Source organism: Moraxella sp. CTOTU48717, assembly GCF_032057165.1.
Taxonomy (GTDB): domain Bacteria; phylum Pseudomonadota; class Gammaproteobacteria; order Pseudomonadales; family Moraxellaceae; genus Faucicola; species Faucicola tetraodonis.
The window spans coordinates 26,794-44,951 of the sequence record NZ_DAMBBC010000008.1 but is presented as its reverse complement, the minus strand read 5'-3'; the positions used below and the strand labels follow the sequence as shown (position 1 = coordinate 44,951).

The window sequence follows — 18,158 nt, the reverse complement described above, 5'->3', positions numbered from 1 at the left end:
TGGTTTTGGTGTCGGTACGTCAATTATCGTTTTTCTAGCGCACCAAGCCTTACCACCTGTAAACTAGGAATACCGCGACTAAATGCGTCTTCTACCGCCAAGTAATCAGGGTTACTGGGGTCATAGCCCAATAGTGCTTGAAAGTTGGTGGCGGTCACGGCAAATGGTTTGCTCATAAAGCCGCGCTTAAAACGCCCAACGAAATAGCCAGTAGTGAGCCCACCAGTTTGATTGACTTCGGACTCGTCTTTTACGCCTTGGTACTGAATACCCGCTGCTTCACCCAAGATTTTTGATTGAATCATAGTTTTTCCTTTAGCATAAAAAAATGCCTACCTAAGTATTGACTTAGTATAGGCATTTTTGGGTTTTACGTTAGGGGGTGTTCCAGTTATTCGATGGTCAGTTTATTCCCATGAATAAAATTGATTTGCTCAAGATTTCTCAAGATGCGTTCTCGGTTTGCTTTTTTGGTTGCTTTGATTTCGGTAGTTTCGCCAGGTGGCAAGATTGTGCCAGTAGCAGACTCAAGCAAATTATCATGCCAGCCATTAGTGACCTTAACTGTGTCATCGCTGCTTGTAGCTGCAGGTTTATCAGCATCTTTAACAATGGGTTTTACCGTATCAGTAGCAGTAGTAGCGGTAGTGCCAAGGTTATTATCAGCAGGCTTGTCACCACTATGGCTAGTAGCAGTAGTGGCAATAATACTATCATTAATGATAGCTGTATTTTTTCTGCTAGTCTTAGTTGGCTTGGTGGGTTTGTCATCATCTTGAGCGACTTTGGATGCATCATCGGTTTTTGTGTTGGTTTTTTCATCAACTGGCGCGGTTTTGTCATCAGCAACCTTGTCGGTAACAATCTGAGCGCTAGTTTGGGTAGGTTCTGTGTTTTGGGTGGTATCTGTCATGGCGTCAATCCTAGTTATTATTAAAAAAACCTAGGCGATGCTTGACCGCCTAGGTTGTGAAAATTATAAGCTTGGCACGTTCATAATTTTAATCAGCATTGCTTGATTGGCATATAGCGGATTTGGGTTATGTTCAGCGCTGATACGCGCATATACGCCTATTTGTTCTTCAAACATTTCACCGTTTGCGGTTAAGGCGATAGGCGGTACTGCGGTCATACCAATAAATGGCGCGGTTTCTGGCATTGTTGGGCGTGGTAGCACCAAAATTTCAGCGTTTTTGCCGTTATTGGTGGTATTGTCAAACACACCTAGACTGTCTGGAATGTAATATACATTGGTTCCGTCCATCAAGGTTCCGATACGGTAAATGCTTGAGCTATCACCATACGCAACGCCTGTCGGTCTAAAGTTATTGGCATCCATTGAGTTAAAATACACCGCGCCAGCATCCGACACATAGTAATCAACCGCACCAACTGCACGATTGGTCATTTGGGTGATAGATACCTTGGCTTTAAGAAGTGAACCCTTGGCGGCTGCCAACTTGCCTTCAACTGAATCAAACTCAATACCGTCTTTATCAAGGTCGATGATGTAGCTGTGTTTTTGCTGCATCAAACAAGCGCGGCGAGTTTCGCGCAATAATCGCGCGGTTTGCTCAAGGTTATATTTTTGCTGAACGATAGCCAATACCGCGCCATTCCAATCCAAGCCAAGCTCGTTACGCATTTGGGTAATGGCATCAATCGAGGCACTAATAAACGCGCGCATTGGTGCTGCAAAGATTGAGTATGACCCATAGGTTAAATCAAGCCCTGGTGGGGTCAAGATTAGGCGGCCTTCTGCGTTTTTGCGCTCATAGTCAAACACCAACTGCACTTCGACTTCATCTTTAGCGGGCGCTTCATTGCCAGCGGAAGTATCAAAGGTTACTGTAACCGTATGATTGTCTAAATCCGCTTTACCAGATTTCACCAGATATTTTTTACCGTCAATATCAACTGCTTGACCATCGATTGGCTGAATGAATGAAATGCCTGACTTGGTGGCGTGAGATTTGCTGTCATCACGCGCAACTGGTACTCCTTTTACCAAAATAACCACACGGCCACCTAGGTATGGTGCGACTTTGGTTGAGTCATCTATGACAAATTTAGTAGCGCCGTTTGCGTCTTTTTGTGCGTTATAACCAACGCGAGACGTAATTTTAAACTCACCTGCGCCAGCACCTGCTTGCATGACCAGTGTATGGCGGTTTTCAAGATAAGGTAAGCCTGCTTTAGAACCATCGATTAAATCACCCGCGTCAAAAACACCCATACGCATATTGGCAGTGGTTTGGCCAAATAGCAATGGCACTTCATTTGAACCGATAGGGTTTGGCAACTGAGCGACAATAGGCAAGCTTGATGCAATGTTGGTCATTAAGGTGACTTGGATTGCTGCTGGCACTACCGATAACGATTCGTGATGGTCAAATGACAATTTATCGTACTGAGCAATAACCTTTTGTGCTTCTGGGTCTTTGCTGTTTTCGATAAAGCCATTGTATGCCATAGCCATACCAGCGTAAATCGACTCAATAGGTGGATTATCGCCACCATTGCGGCGCTGATATTCTTCGATACCCATTTCTAAGCCATCAAAGATATGTTGAAGTGCTTTATCGCCACCTTCGACCACGCTTTTTGAGTTAAGGATTTTTTTCAAAATCTCTGGTAATTTTTCTTGCGACTCGTCATCAGCGGTGATGTTGTCAAACGCTTGAATCGTGGTCATGTTTTTGCGCTTGTCGGTAAACTCCGACAAAAAACGCTTGGTTGCATACAATTCATCTTGGACGAATTTGTTGCGTTTTAAAGCTTCTTGGTTATCCATAATACATATCCTGTGCTAGTTGATGGATTTAATCAGGTTTGGATATGCTTATGTTAAAAGTAGCTAGATGAGTGCTTAGGGGGGTGTTCCAATGTTTTGATGCATCAAAAAACCCTACTCGGTGGTAGGGTTTGTTGGGGTGTTTTATGTGGCGTTAAATTATCTCTGTTAGCTTCCACGGCTCTGCAATGAATTTTGGCTTATTATAAAACTTATCGTAAAATTCTTTAAAATCTTTAGCCATATCGGCTGATACATCAATTCTAACTAATTTGGGGCGGTATGCGGGCAAGTGGTATTTGGGTGCACCATTATAAATTGCTTCATAGGTCATGATTCTAAACCTTTCATCAGCTATCGCTTCATCTAGGAATGGTTGTACTCGCTCAACATAAAAGCTTTCTTTTTGGTTTTCTACCTGTTTAGCGATGGTTACAACCTCACTTAACAGAAAAAATGATGGGGTGCATTGACCACTGGCAAAAATCACATCGATACTACCAATTCTGCTTGGCTTATTACCATCCCCAATTCTCAAGCGCCCACGCCAATCCCAATTTGGGTCAATCATCATGCCGTGAAAATACAACTCACTTAAAACAAAAACTTGCGGCTCAGTAAAAAATCTATCAATAAATCGGTATCTTAGATGCTGAAAATACCGATAAGTCATGTCAATGTTATTCGCGCCTTTGCCCAGCATAAAATGGTCATAGTCTTGGCAATATCGGCGCAAATCTACTGCAAAGTTGTCCGAGGGGTTTAATGCGATTTTATTCATTGGTGTTATTTTCCAAGGTCTAGCATATCAGACAATATGCCTATTTTGGTCATCATAAATCCATCTATTTTAGGATTGCGGTTAGCATGCTTCACTAAAAAATATGGCTCGTCAATAGCGTTATTAATAACCACTTGTGTGTTATCACCCCAATAAATAATATTCGGATTAAGCATGCTTGTATTTAAGCGATTAAAGCCTAGTTTTAGGTTTTCAAACTGCTTTAAGGTTATAAAAAGATAGGTTGGGCTTCTGTTAAAAACCTTTTTACATTCCTGGTAATGATGGTCAACTCTATCACCAAAATCTAAATATTGGCTTCGCTCATATTGCTTGGTGGCTATTCGGCTTAACGCTGATTTTTCTTGCTCAAGTCGAAACGACTTTCCGTTAGCCATACCGCCTGTGATGATTGTTTCGGTCATCTGCTAATCCTTGGCTTCGTAAATATTGGTAGGTTCAGATAATTCACCCACTCTTACTACCTTCCAATCTTGCGGTAGTGGCTTCATTCCAGACATAAACTGCTCGACATACTGTTTATCTGCGTCCTTTGGTATTTCAACCATTATAAAGTTATCTGCTTGGTTATCTAAAAGCTCGTTTACTGCCTTTTGGCTTGCAATAATATCTTTTAGGCAGTGCATGGCGTGTGCATGCATTTCGTTGGTTATGAGAGTTGGTGGCAATCCATCACTAGAATAACCCACAAGGCTTTTATAGCCTTCTGTGAATCGCCTGTCTAATTCTTTTTTTAATTCCATTAATTGCGTTTTATTGGTCATGCCCACTCCGCAGATAATTCGCTTGGTATATAGTGATGATTATTTAGGTAATTGACCTACCAATTTTTCAAAATCAGCGCGGTACGCTTCTTTGATTTCACCATGCGGGTCTGCAAATTCATGCGTAAATACGGGTCGCCCCAATCGCCTTTCCACATCCTCATGAAAATCACTGGTATTTTGAACCATTCCAATGCCAGTGAACCCAGTTAAAATGATTGCTTGCTCTTTGGTTAGTTGCTGCATAGCTTGTTTGTCCTTTGTTGCTGATACAGATATTTTAAGCCAATCATGCAAAAACACAACGGCTATTCAAGTGGGGTTTTGTCATCAATCTTGCTTTCATCAAACGCGGGCAAGAAATCTAAATCAAATTTTTGGTTAAACACATATTTAACCCCAAAATCAGCCATCATGCTACTGCCGGTGCGACCCACACACTCCATGTAAATATAGCTGTCCTCAGCAAGCATCAAACAAAAAATATCACTTTTTTTAGGACGCCAGGTAGGGATGTTGGTCAGACGCTCTCTGCCCTTTAAGTTGATATCGTATGGCTCAATCTGCCCCGCCATTGACACCTCATCAGGCTGAATAAGCATATTGTTGTCATACACGGAACCACCGATAAACTGCTCGATAGCAAGCATGGCATGACCTAGTGGCTCATAATCGAAGGCGTGTTCATCCATCTTAACGTCGCTCGACACACCAAGCCCGCCCCAGGTTTCATCGGTTCGGTTCTGAAAATCACTGTTAGGTACTGGCAAGATGACCTTGCGAAAGGCAAAGCATGGGATGGATAGCAATGACTGCAAAACGATAGTGCGGCTCGCCAAACGTCTGCCATCCGCTACTAGGTTTGTCTCGACTCGTAAACTCATTTTCTGTTCCTATTCTGATATGGCGCTAAGCTTGACTGATACGCTTCAAACATTGCTTTTTGCTCTTTGCTAAACTTAATGCCCACGCGCTGCATTTGCTGCATGATTTGGTACTGCTGCTGACTGGGTAATGGCGTTAGCGATTTAAACGCCAGTTTTAGCTGTTTTTCAAGCTTGATTTTTATTTGCTTTCGCCAATGTTCAGCTGCCCTAGGATTGGCTTGCGCGCGCGCTTCTTGTCTGATTTGCGCGGCTGTTTGGCGCTGTGATAACGCCTTACCGCTGCCGCTTGCCAAGTCGCTACGGATGTAACCTTTTATTTTTTCAACGCCATAACTGCTTATAAGCGTATGCATGACGCGCAATACATGCTTGCAGCCAACGCCTGTTATCTTGGGGTTGCGGGTGGATGGGTAGCGATTTTCATGCGCCCCAAAATTAAACTTACCGATAGTGGCTATGTAGCGATACCAGTATTGGTGGCGGCCACAATCGCAATCAAACTTGATTTTGCCATGCTCAAGTAATTGTTTGATTTCTTGATAGGTGGGCATGGTGCTTCTACCCACCATCAAAGATGGGTAGTCGAGCAGCTGCACGGTGACATAGTGGTTTTTCGATTTACTACCAACACCGGCATTGGTTATAAAATAAACAACATTGCCTTGCCGTTTGTAGGTGGATGCTAAAAATATCTGCTTGTTGGCGCGCTCGATGTCTTTTGCACGAGATTGGTTGATTACCTGGCGCGGCGATATACCGCCAACAAAGCTATTGCGCGCCTGTTTGATGTTCGCCATGTAGAGAGACAACATGGCTGGGGTCAATGAGTTTTTAAGCCCTGCTTGCTGCGATAGCCTACGGTTGACGCGGGTGTTACCCAGGGTAAAATCTAGCAGCTCGCCTGCATCAATACCGGATTGGCTTCTGGCATTTTTGATGAGCCTTTTTAACGCATCATTGGTTAAGCGCTCACCTGTATGAATGGCTTTTTGAATGTCATCCATGTATTGATTGTGACTACTAGCATGACGGGTGCTTTCTGTGGCTTGTCTGGCGGCATTTTCACGATAAATACGGATTTGCTCGCGCGACATACCCGCCATGATTAAGTCTTGGTAGCTAGTACCGTCAGGCGCATCCATGGGTATTGTGGTCATAGTATCGATGTCACGCTCTTATAGGCGCGTTTTAGCGCGATTAACTGCATCCTAGTGGGTAGGATGATTTCTTGCTGTGGCAATGGCTGATAAATGGTGTTGGTTCCCGCACACACCATTATCACGTCATAGTCATCACGATTACCATATACCCGATACGCCACCAAGGTTGGGTCATTGATTTCATCGGTGCCGATTTCATAACGAACACACTGCCCCGTTTTACCCTTGCGACTGCTTAGGTCAACCAAGTCACGGATGGCATTATGATAGATATTTTGCATCTTTAATCCTTATGGCGCGGGATAGTCGAGTACAATTCGATACAGTCTTTGGTTTGGATTGATAGGAAGTTTTATATTGTATGATATGTATAGATTACTATACATTCTCGCCCCGAAGTTAGAAGTACCGTCATTTGTAACTATCAAATCAGGTAATGTAACTGGCGCACCATTAACATCAACAAGACCCTCAGTCTTCTGTACGTAAAGATTAACTTGTGATTTTGGATTAGTTATCCAGCTAGGGAAAAAGCGAACATCTGTGTCAGCCGTAGGATTAAAACGATAAGCTGTTCCATACATACCATTAGCCCATCTGCCATACTGTAGATTATCTAAGTTTTTAACCACCTTGCCTACATAGTAATCGCCATAAGGATTACCATCTACAGATTGCGCGCCTTCGCCTGTTTTAAACACATCAATCACGTATCTACCAGGTATTTCTTCGACTGGCGGTGCATCGCTGACCGTGTCATTAATGGTTAAGCCCGCGTGAATGGTTTGCGTTTTACCAATAGCGGCATCAAACAAGGTAAAGCCCCAATCAATGATGGTTTGCATATCGACGTGATAATTTTCTGGCAATACGCCAATCATTAAATTTTTGCCGTTATTGATTGTGGGTGGGTAGGTTAAATTTGCCCCATCGGATATAAACTCGCCAGCGCCTTGTTGCTTGAACGCTGAAACAGTGATAGGCACAGTCGCATTGGCAACATCAATCCATAGATAAATAGCACTGTCTTCATTTATCTGGCTAACGCGATTTCGCCCCAGGGCGTCTGACGTAAAGTAAATATCAAAGCTTGTTGCAGTGTAGTCGTTTGGCAATCTAAGCCACATGCCAACACCGATTGACGGCTGAATGTTGTTGTGCGGTTTGTTGGCGCCTAAAGCATTGGTTTTTAAATTTGCCGATGCGCTGCTACTGCTATCGGTTGCGGGGCGCCCAGAACCACTAATACCGCCAGTTACGAAATTAACATCATGACTATGACTAGGCATTTCATCGGTTGTTAATTGATGCTCGTATTCACCGAGTTGCTGCATCATGCTAATATTTTTGGTGACGCCATTTTTATCGGTATGACGGCCAACGCCTAGTAATAATTGACCTTCTGAAAACTTAGCCCATTTGCCATAGCCTTCACCGTCATGCACTTCTTGGCTATTAGCATAATCATTGGTTGTGATTAAAATACCACCGACCTTGATAGGTTCTGGGACGTACTCATTGCGTAAAAGGTATTGCGGGTGTGGGTTTGGATGCGCTAAATGTTGACTCATTAACACAAGCGATAACGCGCCGTTTGGGTCAGTGACCACTTGGACTTTGCTTGCGTCAAATGCATCTAATTTGATTGCAAAATTACCGACAAAATCAATGTCTGGGTAAACTTTGAAAAGCGGTTTATCGGTTGACGAAGCCAAGGCAAATAATCGATTTTCAGTGTCGTATAGCCCTAATTCCCACACTTCTGTTTCGGTAGTAGCTTTCACCACCGAGAATAAACGCAGTGTGTGCGTGGCAGGCTCGATGTCACCTACCGTTATGACATGGCGGCTGATTTCATTTTTCAGCGCCGTTTCACTCCCCGATGGATTGTAGCGCCCACTGCCAATGGCCAGGCGCTCAAGTCGCAATGTAATGCCTGTATTTTCGCTATCCAACATCGCGTTTTTGGCGCTGTTGGTAATTGTCATGATAATAGGTTTGGCTGCCATCAAAAAATCCTAAGCTAATTTTGTTTTAGGATATTATGGCCAAAAAAAACACCACTGTGATGCGGTGTTCCTTGTTTAAACCATTAACCTATAGATTAATCAGTCGGTGGTTGCTGTTGGCGTTTATCTAACTCGACCATGTAGCTAAACAACCAAATCTCTAGCTGTTGCGCCAATTCACCAATATTTTTCTCGCCTAGTTTTTCCATCGTTAATGGGTGATACAGCGTTAAAGTTTTGGTTAGCTCGTCTGCGTCAAAATTACCCACAATAGCTGATAAATCGCTTGGGATAAAGTTGCCATCTTTGAGATTAACGATTTGCTCACGGCTAAAAGTGACTGACTTAACGCCATCTTTGGGATTGTTTAAGATGATAGACTTAGCGCGGACATAGATATCGCCTGCGTCTTGTGTTTGCACATAGTTTGTCATTACAATTCTTCCCCGACATAGATAGTGACTGCTTTACCAAAAACTTTGGTTGAGTTTGCAGTCACACCTAATACTAGATTTGCGCCATTGACACGCACATAAAACTGATTGGCTGGGTCAATATCATTGTTATAAACAATAATGCCGTCGCTATTTGTCACTTTAGCTTGCACGGTTTCAACGGTTGTTAGCCCATGCGCTACTATCACCTCACCTACTGTACTTGGTAGTGTAGCAGTGAGTTTACGCCAACCTTTTTTATATGACGCACTACCACTGCGTAATGATTTAACTGACCCATCAAAACTTGAATCTGCTAATTTTGTATAGACACTAGCTTCGATAAATGACTGTTTTTGTGTTGCAAACGCACTAATGTTTGTGTAGCTTGATAAATCGTTGGTTATGCTTAATGACCAACCAGTTAAGTATGTGGGGTCAACAAGATAATTAACGTGTGCTGAAACAATAGATATTGCTGCTGACGTACCAAGAGATGTACCAACATCTCCCAAAATAAAGCATAAAAATCCGTCAGAGCTTTGGGCTTTTCTGACGGGGACATCTTTAGTACCGTAGCTAAATTTAGATACCGTACCTGCGGTGTATCCCAAAATATTTAATTTAATCGTTGATGTTTCAGAATCCGTTATACCATCTATACTGATACTAACAACTGTACCCTTATTAAATAGTATAGCGGTTTTAATAACAATTACACCAGTTACATTACCGCCTAATCTAATATCCCCTAAGCCATACACTGTAGCGGAAGAATCTTTCGCTATACTTGTGCGATAAACAGCGCCATTACTAATATCTAATGTTGTATTTTTATAAATACCATTTAATGCTGATTGTGGTATATAACCACTATTATTAAGTAGCAATACATTGTTTGCGCTAGTCCCTGCTGTGTAAGTTGCAGCCGTTCCTAACCCTAGATTACTTCTTGCTGTTGTCACATTATCAGAGCCTGTACCACCTTGCGCTACGGCTATCACATCGGTTAATTGATTTGGCGATACATTGATTTTATAAGCGCTACTGCCAGTAGTATCAGTTGCATATAAATCATACCCCTGACCAACACGCACTAAATAAACGACATTAGGTACAAGTGGGACGGGTAGTGCTGATACTGTCTTTATAACCTGCAATGGTTGATTGGCCATTTATCACCACGCATCATCATTGATTGTCGTAGTCACATATTTGCCTTTATAAGACAATAAGCCGTTAAGCTCGCTGATATTATCTAATTGGGTTTTGTTAGCATGGGTATGACTATTATTCACTGCCGCATCAATCGCTGTAACGCTTGATGTTGGCTTGTCCTGCAAGCTTGCCCAACTAAAAACTAAATCCATTGATTCAGCTTCAGATATTTTTACCCATGCGCTAGTCGCTGAGTCATAGATATAAGTCGCGCCGCCGCTTTTAACAGTGCTATCGCCAGTGGCGTTTTTGACATAGACAAGGCTTGTCTTATCAGTCAAAGCGTTACGCGCTGCGATATCCGCTACTACTTGATATTTACTGACATTGCTTATCGATGCGTTAATCATCGCTTGCACGTCAGCTTGATTAATCACGCGCTTTATTGCATCGCCTGCCGCGTTTGAGATATAAATCTCAACATAGTTTGGTGTAGCGGCTGGCGCAACATAAAACACGGTATTCGGTGTGGTCGGTACGCTCGGCACCGCGGTTAATTTTCTTACTTGATAAACTTGTTCTGCCATGTTGTCACCAATCTGATTGAGTTAATGTGGTTTGGGTGTGGACGTATAGTTTGTTGTCACTGCCAAGTTTTAGGTCATTTGGTTTATCATCACTGATTAATTCATTTGCCTGGCTTGCGCTTACCATGCTCAGCAATGTTTCAACCAATGATAAATCCATGTTGTTTTGGCTTGGCGTATCATCCGCTATGCTGCCTTTATAATAATTGATAGTGAGCGTATTTTTATTCTCTAAAAAATCAATCACCAACCCATTGATATAAATATAGCCTTGCTGAATGTTGTAAATATCATAATCCACGTCCGCCACTTGCGTGATTACTGTTCCTAGCAAAATCTCGTCTTGATAAAATTCGATTTTTCGTACTTTGAAATCACCCCGAAACGAGCTATCAAATGAGACAGCAAGCTTATATCCGCTTTGCTCAGACTGCGCTTTAACAAACGATTGAAAGCCAGATACATCAACAAGCGCCACTCGGTTGACTTTGAACGGCTTTTGATTGGCAATCAATGCGCCGCCAAACGCCGATGGGCTAAAAGTCAGGCTTTTTTTGGTTATTACGCTCATAGTTAAAATTTTATCAATTAGTAGGGTTTACTTGGGTATTATGGCTTGATTGCTGGCAAGGTTTATAGGGTGTTCCTATACTGGCCATGCTTAAAGCGCTTCTGCAAGCTCGTCTAGCGCATCCCATTCTTGGCTGTCCTTAACTTCCTGTCTTGAGGTGAATTTATCCTCTGCTGGCGCATAGTTGATTTTTTCCATGTAGATAAATGCTAGGGTATCGCCGATATCGGGTGAGTCGATGCCCATTTTTTTCATGTCTTTTTTGCCCAGAAGTTGCCAACGGGATTTTTCATCAAACGTATAAGGCAAGCGCGTTAACTGCTCTTTTAGTGGGGTTAATACCCTAAAGTTTTTGCGAACCTTATCGGATATGGTTATCCAGCCATTTTCCACGGCTTTTGCGAATTTCACATAAGCATGGCTGCGCTTGTTGAAATAATAGTTTCGATTGCTACGCTTAAAGCAAGCTGAGCCCCAGTGAACCTCGGTTAAATAAATGCCATCGGCTTTTAGTAACTGCGTCAAGCCCGCCCCGCTGCCGATAGGGTCAACCACCAAGCTTGCGCCTTCATACTCGCTCATCAAGTCAATGATTTTGGCTTTCATCGCCACGATGTCTGCGGTATTGCTATACAATGGGATGTCAACAATATCAACAAAGCGCTCAAAACGCCCTTTGATTTGCCGGTCAATCACTTTTGCCACAGTAATAACGCTACTGTCTCGCCCAACACCGCCACCAACGTCCACGGTAATAATATAGCCATAGCGCTCATCGTCTTTAATGATAGGCGCGCGCTTCACAAAGTTATCAACTTCTGATCGCGTTAATAAAAACTCATTTTTTAATTCTGGGAACTCACCGCGGATGCGGATTAGATAACCTGGTGAATTGCGGTCGCCATATTGATACAGCGCCTCAATGATTTTATCGCGACTTACAATCGGCGATTCTTCACCATTGAACTTGAGCGCTCGCCATTTACCGCCGTTTTTATGCGATAGCTTGTGGTGGGTGTCATAGAAAAACCCAGTGCCTTTGGCTGGCTGGCTTGTTAATACCGCGCGGTTAAATTCATGGGTCAATGCGCCAATGGCCACTTCCATCACAGCATCATCGATACCTGCAGCTTCATCACCCCAAACCATGTACCAATCGCCATGCTGACCGGCAATGTTGGTGGGGTTATGCTTAGGCGCTGTCTTAGCGAATACAAACCAAGTTTTTTCAAACCCTTTGATATAAACCTTTTCAGCCAGTACCGTGACAAAATCAGCAAGCCAGCCCAACAGCCCTTGTTTTAGCCTGTCTAAACATATCGATATTTCTTTCCACACCACAGTACGCAACTGGCCAATCTGCGGCGCGGTGAACATCATGATAGATTCTGGGTAAAAAAGAAGGTGCCATAGCGCCACGATGCCCGCTGAGCGTGATTTGCCTGTACCATGCCCTGATGAAACACTGGTTCGACTGCCAGGTATTTCAATCGAATGAAATAATTCTTCTTGCTGCGGCGTTACCGCTTGCCCGTTTTCCTCGGTCATACCCAAGGCTTCAACAGCAAAACGGGTGATATCGTAGCGATACCGTTTACAGACTTCGTGCCACTCTGGAAGTAATCGTAAATCGTTTGACATGAACGCTCGCCTTAACCACCTACACTAAAAGGCATCATGGCATCAAAATCATTATCATTGGCATAGCCAAAAAGCGCGCTATCGTCATCGATATCCGCTTCGGCTTTATTAGTTGTCACATAGCCGCCGTATGCTTTTCTTGCGCCCCACACGGCTAACAGCACAGCTAAATGACCATTGGTGACGTTACTATCAAACTCCATCACTTGCCCGCGCTCATCAACTTTCGCGGTCTGCATGATTTGGTCTGGGTCGTACATGCGTAAACCGTCATTAATCTTAATCAATCCACTGCGCTTGCACTCAAGGTAGGTTTTAATCAAGTCCTTGATATCTTCGCGCTCGTAAAAAGCCATTGACCAATGCTCGGTTATTTGTGGGGTATCGGTGATGACAACCACATCATCTTGCGGTACGACCGGCTCACGCCAATCAGCAAGCTTAGCAATTTGAATTTTGCCACTATCTGGCAAGGTGATAGCCATTACTCGCACGGGCTCACCTTCGTAACCTGCAACGCGCGCATCAATTTTGATAATGCTTTTTACTACCGACATGATTAATCACCCAATTCAGTTTGCGTTATTTCCCCTGTTTCGACATCGGCATGAAGATGAACATGCCTTGTGTCGGCTTTGTCGTAAACATCCGCATCCGTCACCACCAAATTAAGCGCTGAATCTGGGTATTCATCACGCCCACCAACGATAGGCGGATAACCTGGGGGTGTGCCGTATTCGTGGGTATCGGTTAAATCATCCCATTCCCCGCCAAGCCCCGTGACAATCGGTATGCTGCCAACAATGGTGCAATCCACCGTGACAACGGTAAGATTTTTATAATCTTGTAGCGCCACGTCTGGCATCAAGGTGTTTTCCAGTACGCGAAATCGCCAATCATCGCTAATGACTTGCTCACCGTGTTTACCCAACTCAAAATTCACATTAAACGTGCGCTTTGCCTCGTTTCTCATGTATAGGCAAAATTGATTAGACAGCATCATAGCGCCTGAGTTATCTGGGCTAAAAAAGGCAATTTGACAACGAAATGCCGCGGGCATGGTTCGCATACGCACCACACGGCCAAGTGGGTCACTAGGCACCACAACTTCTAGCCATTCTGAGCGACCAATTACCTGTTCAAAATCGGGTGGCGCTTGAATGGGTGCAATGGCAGTGGTCATGACGGGGATAAAAGCGGATTGCGCTTGCCCTGGTTCGGTTTGGGTGGTTTCCCATGCCTTAATCATGGCTTCTGCATCGTCTATCATGTTGCTACGACAAGCCATGATTGCGTGTTTGAGTGGCGCTGTTTTCCACCGATAAAGCGCTTGACCTTCTGGCTTTGTCCATACGCGAAAATCACGCAGGAATTTTGCCCACGCGATTTGCACACAGTCCAAGCTTGATTTGATGGGTGTTACCATAATCTACCTCTGAATAATTTGCGGCCAGATTCTTTGCGTTCAGTGTCCTGGCGCGCTACTTTTTCTTGTGATTCGTCATCGGTAGCGGCACGCATGGCATCGATTTTTACGCTATCAAATGCCGCATACTGTTTCTCAAGCTCAGCTAATGGCACGGATGGGCAAATAAGACTGTCAATCATGGCTATTTCTTTTTCTTCTCGACGCTTAGCGATACGCTCTTGGCGCTCAACATAATCAAAAAAGGAGTTTTGCGCGGCTATGGCTTCTTTTTGGTAGTAATCGACCATGCCTTTAGCTTGTATGGCTTCATAGATACTGTCATATTGAGCGACAAGGCTGTCATGCAACACCATCTTCACTTGCGCCATAGCTGGGTCTAATTGGTCATCGCTCAAGCCATCGAACATCAAGCCATCTAGCAAGCCTGCGCCCTTGTTGGTGTGGTAATTAGGATTACGCACATAGTCATACCCATAAAAGCCTTGCACCACGCGGGTGCCATCCATCATGGGCTTAAACCCACATGCGCTGCTAAATCCGCCAATGCCTGCTTTGTATTGTTGGTAGGCGTACTCACCCGCTTCATTTTCCAAAAATTCTTGTTGGTGGGTGATATCACCATTGCTATTTGCAGTAAGTTTGATAGTGCGAATGGCTGGTGCGATTCTGATTTCTCGTCCGTCATCGGTCATTACTGTGTCGGGTGGATTCATGCCATACAAGGCGCGCAACTCATGGCCATAATAGCCGTACATATCGCCTGTCTCGACCAGCTCTTGTGTGGCGGGTGAATTGATTGCATCGACCATCGAGCGAATATTGACATTGCTACGGTCTTTGCCTGCATGGGTGCGGCCACGCTCTTTGATGTTGTAGGTAATAATTTTTGATTTTCTGGATGACATAAAAAACCCTTACAATTTGGCTGATAACCGTTATTGTAAGGGTGTCAAGTGTTGGTTGTAGGTGGGTGTTCCTAGATGATAGCAGCGTTTCGATTAGCCAGTCTAAGATAAATTTCATTATTTCCCATTAACTATGGATGATGCTATCTTACTCCTATTTTTAAACTCCTTCTTTTCTTCTTCACTTAAATTCTTGAATGTAGCTGATAGCGATTTTGCTAAGGTTTCTGTTGTCTTGCAGCTTTTCATGCTAACCGTGTCAAAGGTTTTAGCCATTGCGATAAAATTTGATGAGGTTAATCCACCGGCTGCACCTGTTTGCGAAATAACCTTTTGTTGCAAGTCACCTTTAACGCGCTTGTAGTCATTTCTAACCTGTTCTTGTGGGTATCCGGTTAAGGCAATCATCAAGGAACCAAGACCATTCATTGTTATATTGCGTAATTGATAGTCCGATAGTGACCGCTGTGGCGCAGCCAATTCAACCAAAGAGATTGAACTTGCAGCGCAAGAAATTAAGTCGTTGTATTCGCTTTTATTGATAGCATTTGCGCTAATTGATGTTAAGCCTAAAGATGCCAGCAAAAATAATAATGATATGCGTTTCATAAAAGTCCTTTATGGTCATGCCAAAGATAGCATAACCATAAATTATCATAGCTAAAATTTACAAGAAAGATATTTTACAATCAACCATACCATCTATCCTCACCAAGCCCGCCAGTTACCGCGTGAGCGATGCCACGGTCACTGACGTTTTGCGGTATCGTCGATTGGTTATTGCTCGATAGCATGAGCGGTTTTTGCGTGGTGCTGACCGACTTAGTAACTTTTGGTGGCTGTGGTAATGGTGGTGCTTTAAGCGGCGGTAATGGGGTTGGCCGAGTCACACTACTGATTGGACTGTTGGCCAATGGCATCAATCTTGAAGCCGATGGCTGCACTCCCTTGTACTGACTATAGCGCCCTTTCACCTTGCTAACATAGTCTCGCGTTTCTTTGAATGGCGGGATGCCACCATATTTTGCCACATTGCCTTCACCGGCATTGTACGCGGCTATCACCTTGGTTTGGTCGCCTTTGAATTTCTTGTTGAGGTACGCCAGGTATCTTGCCCCACCTTCGATGTTTTGCGCGGGGTCGTTTGGATTGACCACGCCAAAACGCCTGGCGGTCGCTGGCATTAACTGCATTAACCCTTGAGCGCCAACGGGTGAGCGTGCGTTAGGATTAAAACCTGACTCAGTGTGCATCACAGCCTTCATCAAAGCGGGGTCAATGCCATTTTTAGCGGCTGATTTTGCGATTAAGCTGTCATATTGACCACTGTTTACGCCAGTTTTCCCACTATCGCCACTCTTACCTTTTTGCAACTGCATATAGCGATTGGCGGCTTCTTGAGACTTCCAGTTAAAGTGAATATGCCCGCCTGTTGCGCCTTTTGATGGTTTTAAATACTCATCCAGCATGCCAAAATCACGGCCTTCTACAAAACCCATGGATGCCATGTGCTGCCTAATTTGGGCAACTTCTGGGGTCGCTTTACCCATGCGCCCACCCTTGACCGACATATCAAACGCCAAGCCTTTTGGATGATAACCGCCACGGCTTTCATGGAATTTGTCATCAAACGCGCCAAACCCTTTTACATTATCACCGAGTAACTGCTTCATGTTTAATGCAGCCGCATAGGTGCCTGCATGCGCTAAACCGCCATTGATTGCAGACTCACCCACCAAGCCAGTAGCTTTAAGCTGTGATTGTAGCGACTTGGCATCACCATCGACACCAAACCAACCGCCAACCATATCTTTAGTTCTGCCCCATAAGCTCGATGACTCACCATCGCCACCACCTTGACCAGAACCCATGCCAAGCAAACCTAACGCCTTGTTTTTTACCCAATCCCAAATACCTGTCGCGCCCAAAAAGAATGGTTTTAACCCTTTGGTATAAATTGACTCCATTTTTTTTGGTAAATTGGCTTGATTTAGATTGCTAGTCCATCGTGATATATATGGCGCTGCAGTTTCGCCTAATGCTTGCCCAGCATCATGCCCAAACCAACCACCAGCCAAACCACCTACCACGCCACCAATGACCGTTCCTACAACGGGAACCACTGAACCCGCCATCGCGCCAGCGCTTGCACCTGCCAATGCCCCACCAAGCCCGCCAGCAACGCCACCAACACCGCCGCCCTTGTCTTTGGTGTCAAGATTATCCCAGTTCATCGCAAGCGAACCTGCGCCCAATAAGGCACCTATCAGCGGCAACCGCTTGCCACCAAACTTGAGTAGCTTGCCACCAACACCAAGCGCACCGCCTAACAAACCACCCAGTAAACCACCGCGACCACCGAGCAAACCTGATAGTAAACCACCACCGCCACCGCCAGTATTGCGATTGTTGTTTAATGCATCTTCTATATCGTCAAGGCTTTCTTGGGTTTCTCTGTCTCGTCTGCGCTCATAGCGTGACGGCTTATTTTTACCGCCAGTGAGCCAACCAAACAAGCTAGTGAGTGGTGATAAAGCGTCTTTGACCTCATTAAAACTATCGATTAATGGGTCTAGGTTCTTGTCATCAATAACAACGCCTTGCATATTTTCGCCAACGGCTTCACCGATGCTTTCAGCCAGGTTGTTATTTTCTTGATTGTTTTCTTGATTGGCCGTAAAGCGTCCGCGCTCATCACGGTTACGGTTCGATGGGTTGCGATTAGCGCCATTGCTAGAGGTTCTGCGTTCTGCGCGTTCCTGCGCGTTATTGGCGTGCTGTGTGATGCGATTGCGCGGATTCGCTGTACCACCACCTGACCGACCACCAAAATCGCGCCGTCTCGATGTAGGCGAAACCCTAACGCTACCGATTGGGGGTTGAGTGTTGGCATTATCTGACGCACCTTGCCCGCCACCGCTGTTTGATTGCGATAATTGGCGGTTAGTGTTGCGCGTATTGTCACGGATGCGGCGCAAGTGGTTTTGCGATTGGTTTAACTCACTGCGTAAGATGCG

20 protein-coding genes and 1 pseudogene are annotated in these 18,158 nt (G+C 44.4%); all 21 read right to left on the bottom strand.

What is annotated here, in order from left to right:
• Positions 1 to 23: 23 nt before the first annotated feature.
• Positions 24 to 305, bottom strand: a complete 282-nt coding sequence (locus RT084_RS06325) for a hypothetical protein (protein WP_313098283.1) — start codon at positions 303 to 305, stop codon at positions 24 to 26.
• An 86-nt stretch (positions 306 to 391) separates the two neighbouring features.
• The gene (locus RT084_RS06320; protein WP_313098280.1) at positions 392 to 913 is read right to left on the bottom strand and encodes a hypothetical protein; all 522 of its coding nucleotides are present in this window, start codon (positions 911 to 913) and stop codon (positions 392 to 394) included.
• 63 nt (positions 914 to 976) lie between these two features.
• Entirely contained in the window at positions 977 to 2,794 is a 1,818-nt protein-coding gene (locus RT084_RS06315; RefSeq protein WP_313098277.1) for a hypothetical protein, read from the bottom strand.
• A gap of 154 nt (positions 2,795 to 2,948) precedes the next feature.
• Positions 2,949 to 3,575, bottom strand: coding sequence for a hypothetical protein (locus RT084_RS06310; RefSeq protein ID WP_313098274.1), 627 nt, complete (start codon positions 3,573 to 3,575; stop codon positions 2,949 to 2,951).
• 5 nt (positions 3,576 to 3,580) lie between these two features.
• Positions 3,581 to 4,000: a hypothetical protein gene (locus RT084_RS06305; RefSeq protein WP_313098271.1), complete on the bottom strand. Its 420-nt coding sequence runs from the start codon at positions 3,998 to 4,000 to the stop codon at positions 3,581 to 3,583.
• A 3-nt stretch (positions 4,001 to 4,003) separates the two neighbouring features.
• Entirely contained in the window at positions 4,004 to 4,360 is a 357-nt protein-coding gene (locus RT084_RS06300) for a hypothetical protein (RefSeq protein ID WP_313098268.1), read from the bottom strand.
• A gap of 39 nt (positions 4,361 to 4,399) precedes the next feature.
• On the bottom strand, positions 4,400 to 4,606 hold the full coding sequence (locus RT084_RS06295) for a DUF7736 domain-containing protein (RefSeq protein WP_313098265.1): 207 nt from the start codon (positions 4,604 to 4,606) through the stop codon (positions 4,400 to 4,402).
• Positions 4,607 to 4,668: 62 nt separating this feature from the next.
• Complete coding sequence (locus RT084_RS06290) at positions 4,669 to 5,244, bottom strand: hypothetical protein (RefSeq protein ID WP_313098262.1); 576 nt, start codon at positions 5,242 to 5,244, stop codon at positions 4,669 to 4,671.
• On the bottom strand, positions 5,241 to 6,404 hold the full coding sequence (locus RT084_RS06285; protein WP_313098259.1) for a hypothetical protein: 1,164 nt from the start codon (positions 6,402 to 6,404) through the stop codon (positions 5,241 to 5,243). The genes RT084_RS06290 and RT084_RS06285 overlap by 4 nt, the downstream gene beginning before the upstream one ends.
• Positions 6,401 to 6,688, bottom strand: a complete 288-nt coding sequence (locus RT084_RS06280) for a hypothetical protein (protein WP_313098255.1) — start codon at positions 6,686 to 6,688, stop codon at positions 6,401 to 6,403. Before RT084_RS06280 ends, RT084_RS06285 begins: the two co-directional genes overlap by 4 nt.
• A 9-nt stretch (positions 6,689 to 6,697) precedes the next feature.
• Complete coding sequence (locus RT084_RS06275) at positions 6,698 to 8,416, bottom strand: phage baseplate protein (RefSeq protein WP_313098252.1); 1,719 nt, start codon at positions 8,414 to 8,416, stop codon at positions 6,698 to 6,700.
• A gap of 95 nt (positions 8,417 to 8,511) precedes the next feature.
• On the bottom strand, positions 8,512 to 8,850 hold the full coding sequence (locus tag RT084_RS06270) for a hypothetical protein (protein ID WP_313098249.1): 339 nt from the start codon (positions 8,848 to 8,850) through the stop codon (positions 8,512 to 8,514).
• Positions 8,850 to 10,025, bottom strand: coding sequence for a hypothetical protein (locus tag RT084_RS06265; RefSeq protein WP_313098246.1), 1,176 nt, complete (start codon positions 10,023 to 10,025; stop codon positions 8,850 to 8,852). Before RT084_RS06265 ends, RT084_RS06270 begins: the two co-directional genes overlap by 1 nt.
• A gap of 3 nt (positions 10,026 to 10,028) precedes the next feature.
• A complete protein-coding gene (locus RT084_RS06260) occupies positions 10,029 to 10,595 on the bottom strand; it encodes a hypothetical protein (RefSeq protein ID WP_313098242.1) in 567 nt (188 codons plus the stop codon).
• Between the two features lie 4 nt (positions 10,596 to 10,599).
• Positions 10,600 to 11,166: a hypothetical protein gene (locus tag RT084_RS06255; protein WP_313098240.1), complete on the bottom strand. Its 567-nt coding sequence runs from the start codon at positions 11,164 to 11,166 to the stop codon at positions 10,600 to 10,602.
• Between the two features lie 90 nt (positions 11,167 to 11,256).
• Positions 11,257 to 12,807: a hypothetical protein gene (locus tag RT084_RS06250; protein WP_313098237.1), complete on the bottom strand. Its 1,551-nt coding sequence runs from the start codon at positions 12,805 to 12,807 to the stop codon at positions 11,257 to 11,259.
• Between the two features lie 11 nt (positions 12,808 to 12,818).
• Positions 12,819 to 13,364, bottom strand: coding sequence for a hypothetical protein (locus tag RT084_RS06245; RefSeq protein WP_313098233.1), 546 nt, complete (start codon positions 13,362 to 13,364; stop codon positions 12,819 to 12,821).
• A gap of 2 nt (positions 13,365 to 13,366) precedes the next feature.
• Positions 13,367 to 14,233, bottom strand: coding sequence for a hypothetical protein (locus RT084_RS06240; protein ID WP_313098230.1), 867 nt, complete (start codon positions 14,231 to 14,233; stop codon positions 13,367 to 13,369).
• The gene (locus RT084_RS06235; protein WP_313098227.1) at positions 14,227 to 15,141 is read right to left on the bottom strand and encodes a hypothetical protein; all 915 of its coding nucleotides are present in this window, start codon (positions 15,139 to 15,141) and stop codon (positions 14,227 to 14,229) included. The genes RT084_RS06240 and RT084_RS06235 overlap by 7 nt, the downstream gene beginning before the upstream one ends.
• 117 nt (positions 15,142 to 15,258) lie before the next feature.
• The gene (locus RT084_RS06230) at positions 15,259 to 15,750 is read right to left on the bottom strand and encodes a hypothetical protein (RefSeq protein ID WP_313098222.1); all 492 of its coding nucleotides are present in this window, start codon (positions 15,748 to 15,750) and stop codon (positions 15,259 to 15,261) included.
• Positions 15,751 to 15,830: 80 nt separating this feature from the next.
• Positions 15,831 to 16,409 (bottom strand): annotated as a pseudogene (locus RT084_RS06225) (lytic transglycosylase domain-containing protein); the annotation flags it as partial.
• Positions 16,410 to 18,158 lie beyond the last annotated feature (1,749 nt).

Coding starts and splice junctions, on each gene's coding strand:
- RT084_RS06300 (WP_313098268.1), bottom strand. CDS start 4,360: ATGACCAATAAAACGCAATTAATGGAATTAAAAAAAGAATTAGACAGG.
- RT084_RS06310 (WP_313098274.1), bottom strand. CDS start 3,575: ATGAATAAAATCGCATTAAACCCCTCGGACAACTTTGCAGTAGATTTG.
- RT084_RS06260 (WP_313098242.1), bottom strand. CDS start 10,595: ATGGCAGAACAAGTTTATCAAGTAAGAAAATTAACCGCGGTGCCGAGC.
- RT084_RS06245 (WP_313098233.1), bottom strand. CDS start 13,364: ATGTCGGTAGTAAAAAGCATTATCAAAATTGATGCGCGCGTTGCAGGT.
- RT084_RS06265 (WP_313098246.1), bottom strand. CDS start 10,025: ATGGCCAATCAACCATTGCAGGTTATAAAGACAGTATCAGCACTACCC.
- RT084_RS06315 (WP_313098277.1), bottom strand. CDS start 2,794: ATGGATAACCAAGAAGCTTTAAAACGCAACAAATTCGTCCAAGATGAA.
- RT084_RS06325 (WP_313098283.1), bottom strand. CDS start 305: ATGATTCAATCAAAAATCTTGGGTGAAGCAGCGGGTATTCAGTACCAA.
- RT084_RS06270 (WP_313098249.1), bottom strand. CDS start 8,850: ATGACAAACTATGTGCAAACACAAGACGCAGGCGATATCTATGTCCGC.
- RT084_RS06235 (WP_313098227.1), bottom strand. CDS start 15,141: ATGTCATCCAGAAAATCAAAAATTATTACCTACAACATCAAAGAGCGT.
- RT084_RS06255 (WP_313098240.1), bottom strand. CDS start 11,166: ATGAGCGTAATAACCAAAAAAAGCCTGACTTTTAGCCCATCGGCGTTT.
- RT084_RS06250 (WP_313098237.1), bottom strand. CDS start 12,807: ATGTCAAACGATTTACGATTACTTCCAGAGTGGCACGAAGTCTGTAAA.
- RT084_RS06290 (WP_313098262.1), bottom strand. CDS start 5,244: ATGAGTTTACGAGTCGAGACAAACCTAGTAGCGGATGGCAGACGTTTG.
- RT084_RS06295 (WP_313098265.1), bottom strand. CDS start 4,606: ATGCAGCAACTAACCAAAGAGCAAGCAATCATTTTAACTGGGTTCACT.
- RT084_RS06280 (WP_313098255.1), bottom strand. CDS start 6,688: ATGCAAAATATCTATCATAATGCCATCCGTGACTTGGTTGACCTAAGC.
- RT084_RS06240 (WP_313098230.1), bottom strand. CDS start 14,233: ATGGTAACACCCATCAAATCAAGCTTGGACTGTGTGCAAATCGCGTGG.
- RT084_RS06285 (WP_313098259.1), bottom strand. CDS start 6,404: ATGACCACAATACCCATGGATGCGCCTGACGGTACTAGCTACCAAGAC.
- RT084_RS06275 (WP_313098252.1), bottom strand. CDS start 8,416: ATGGCAGCCAAACCTATTATCATGACAATTACCAACAGCGCCAAAAAC.
- RT084_RS06320 (WP_313098280.1), bottom strand. CDS start 913: ATGACAGATACCACCCAAAACACAGAACCTACCCAAACTAGCGCTCAG.
- RT084_RS06305 (WP_313098271.1), bottom strand. CDS start 4,000: ATGACCGAAACAATCATCACAGGCGGTATGGCTAACGGAAAGTCGTTT.
- RT084_RS06230 (WP_313098222.1), bottom strand. CDS start 15,750: ATGAAACGCATATCATTATTATTTTTGCTGGCATCTTTAGGCTTAACA.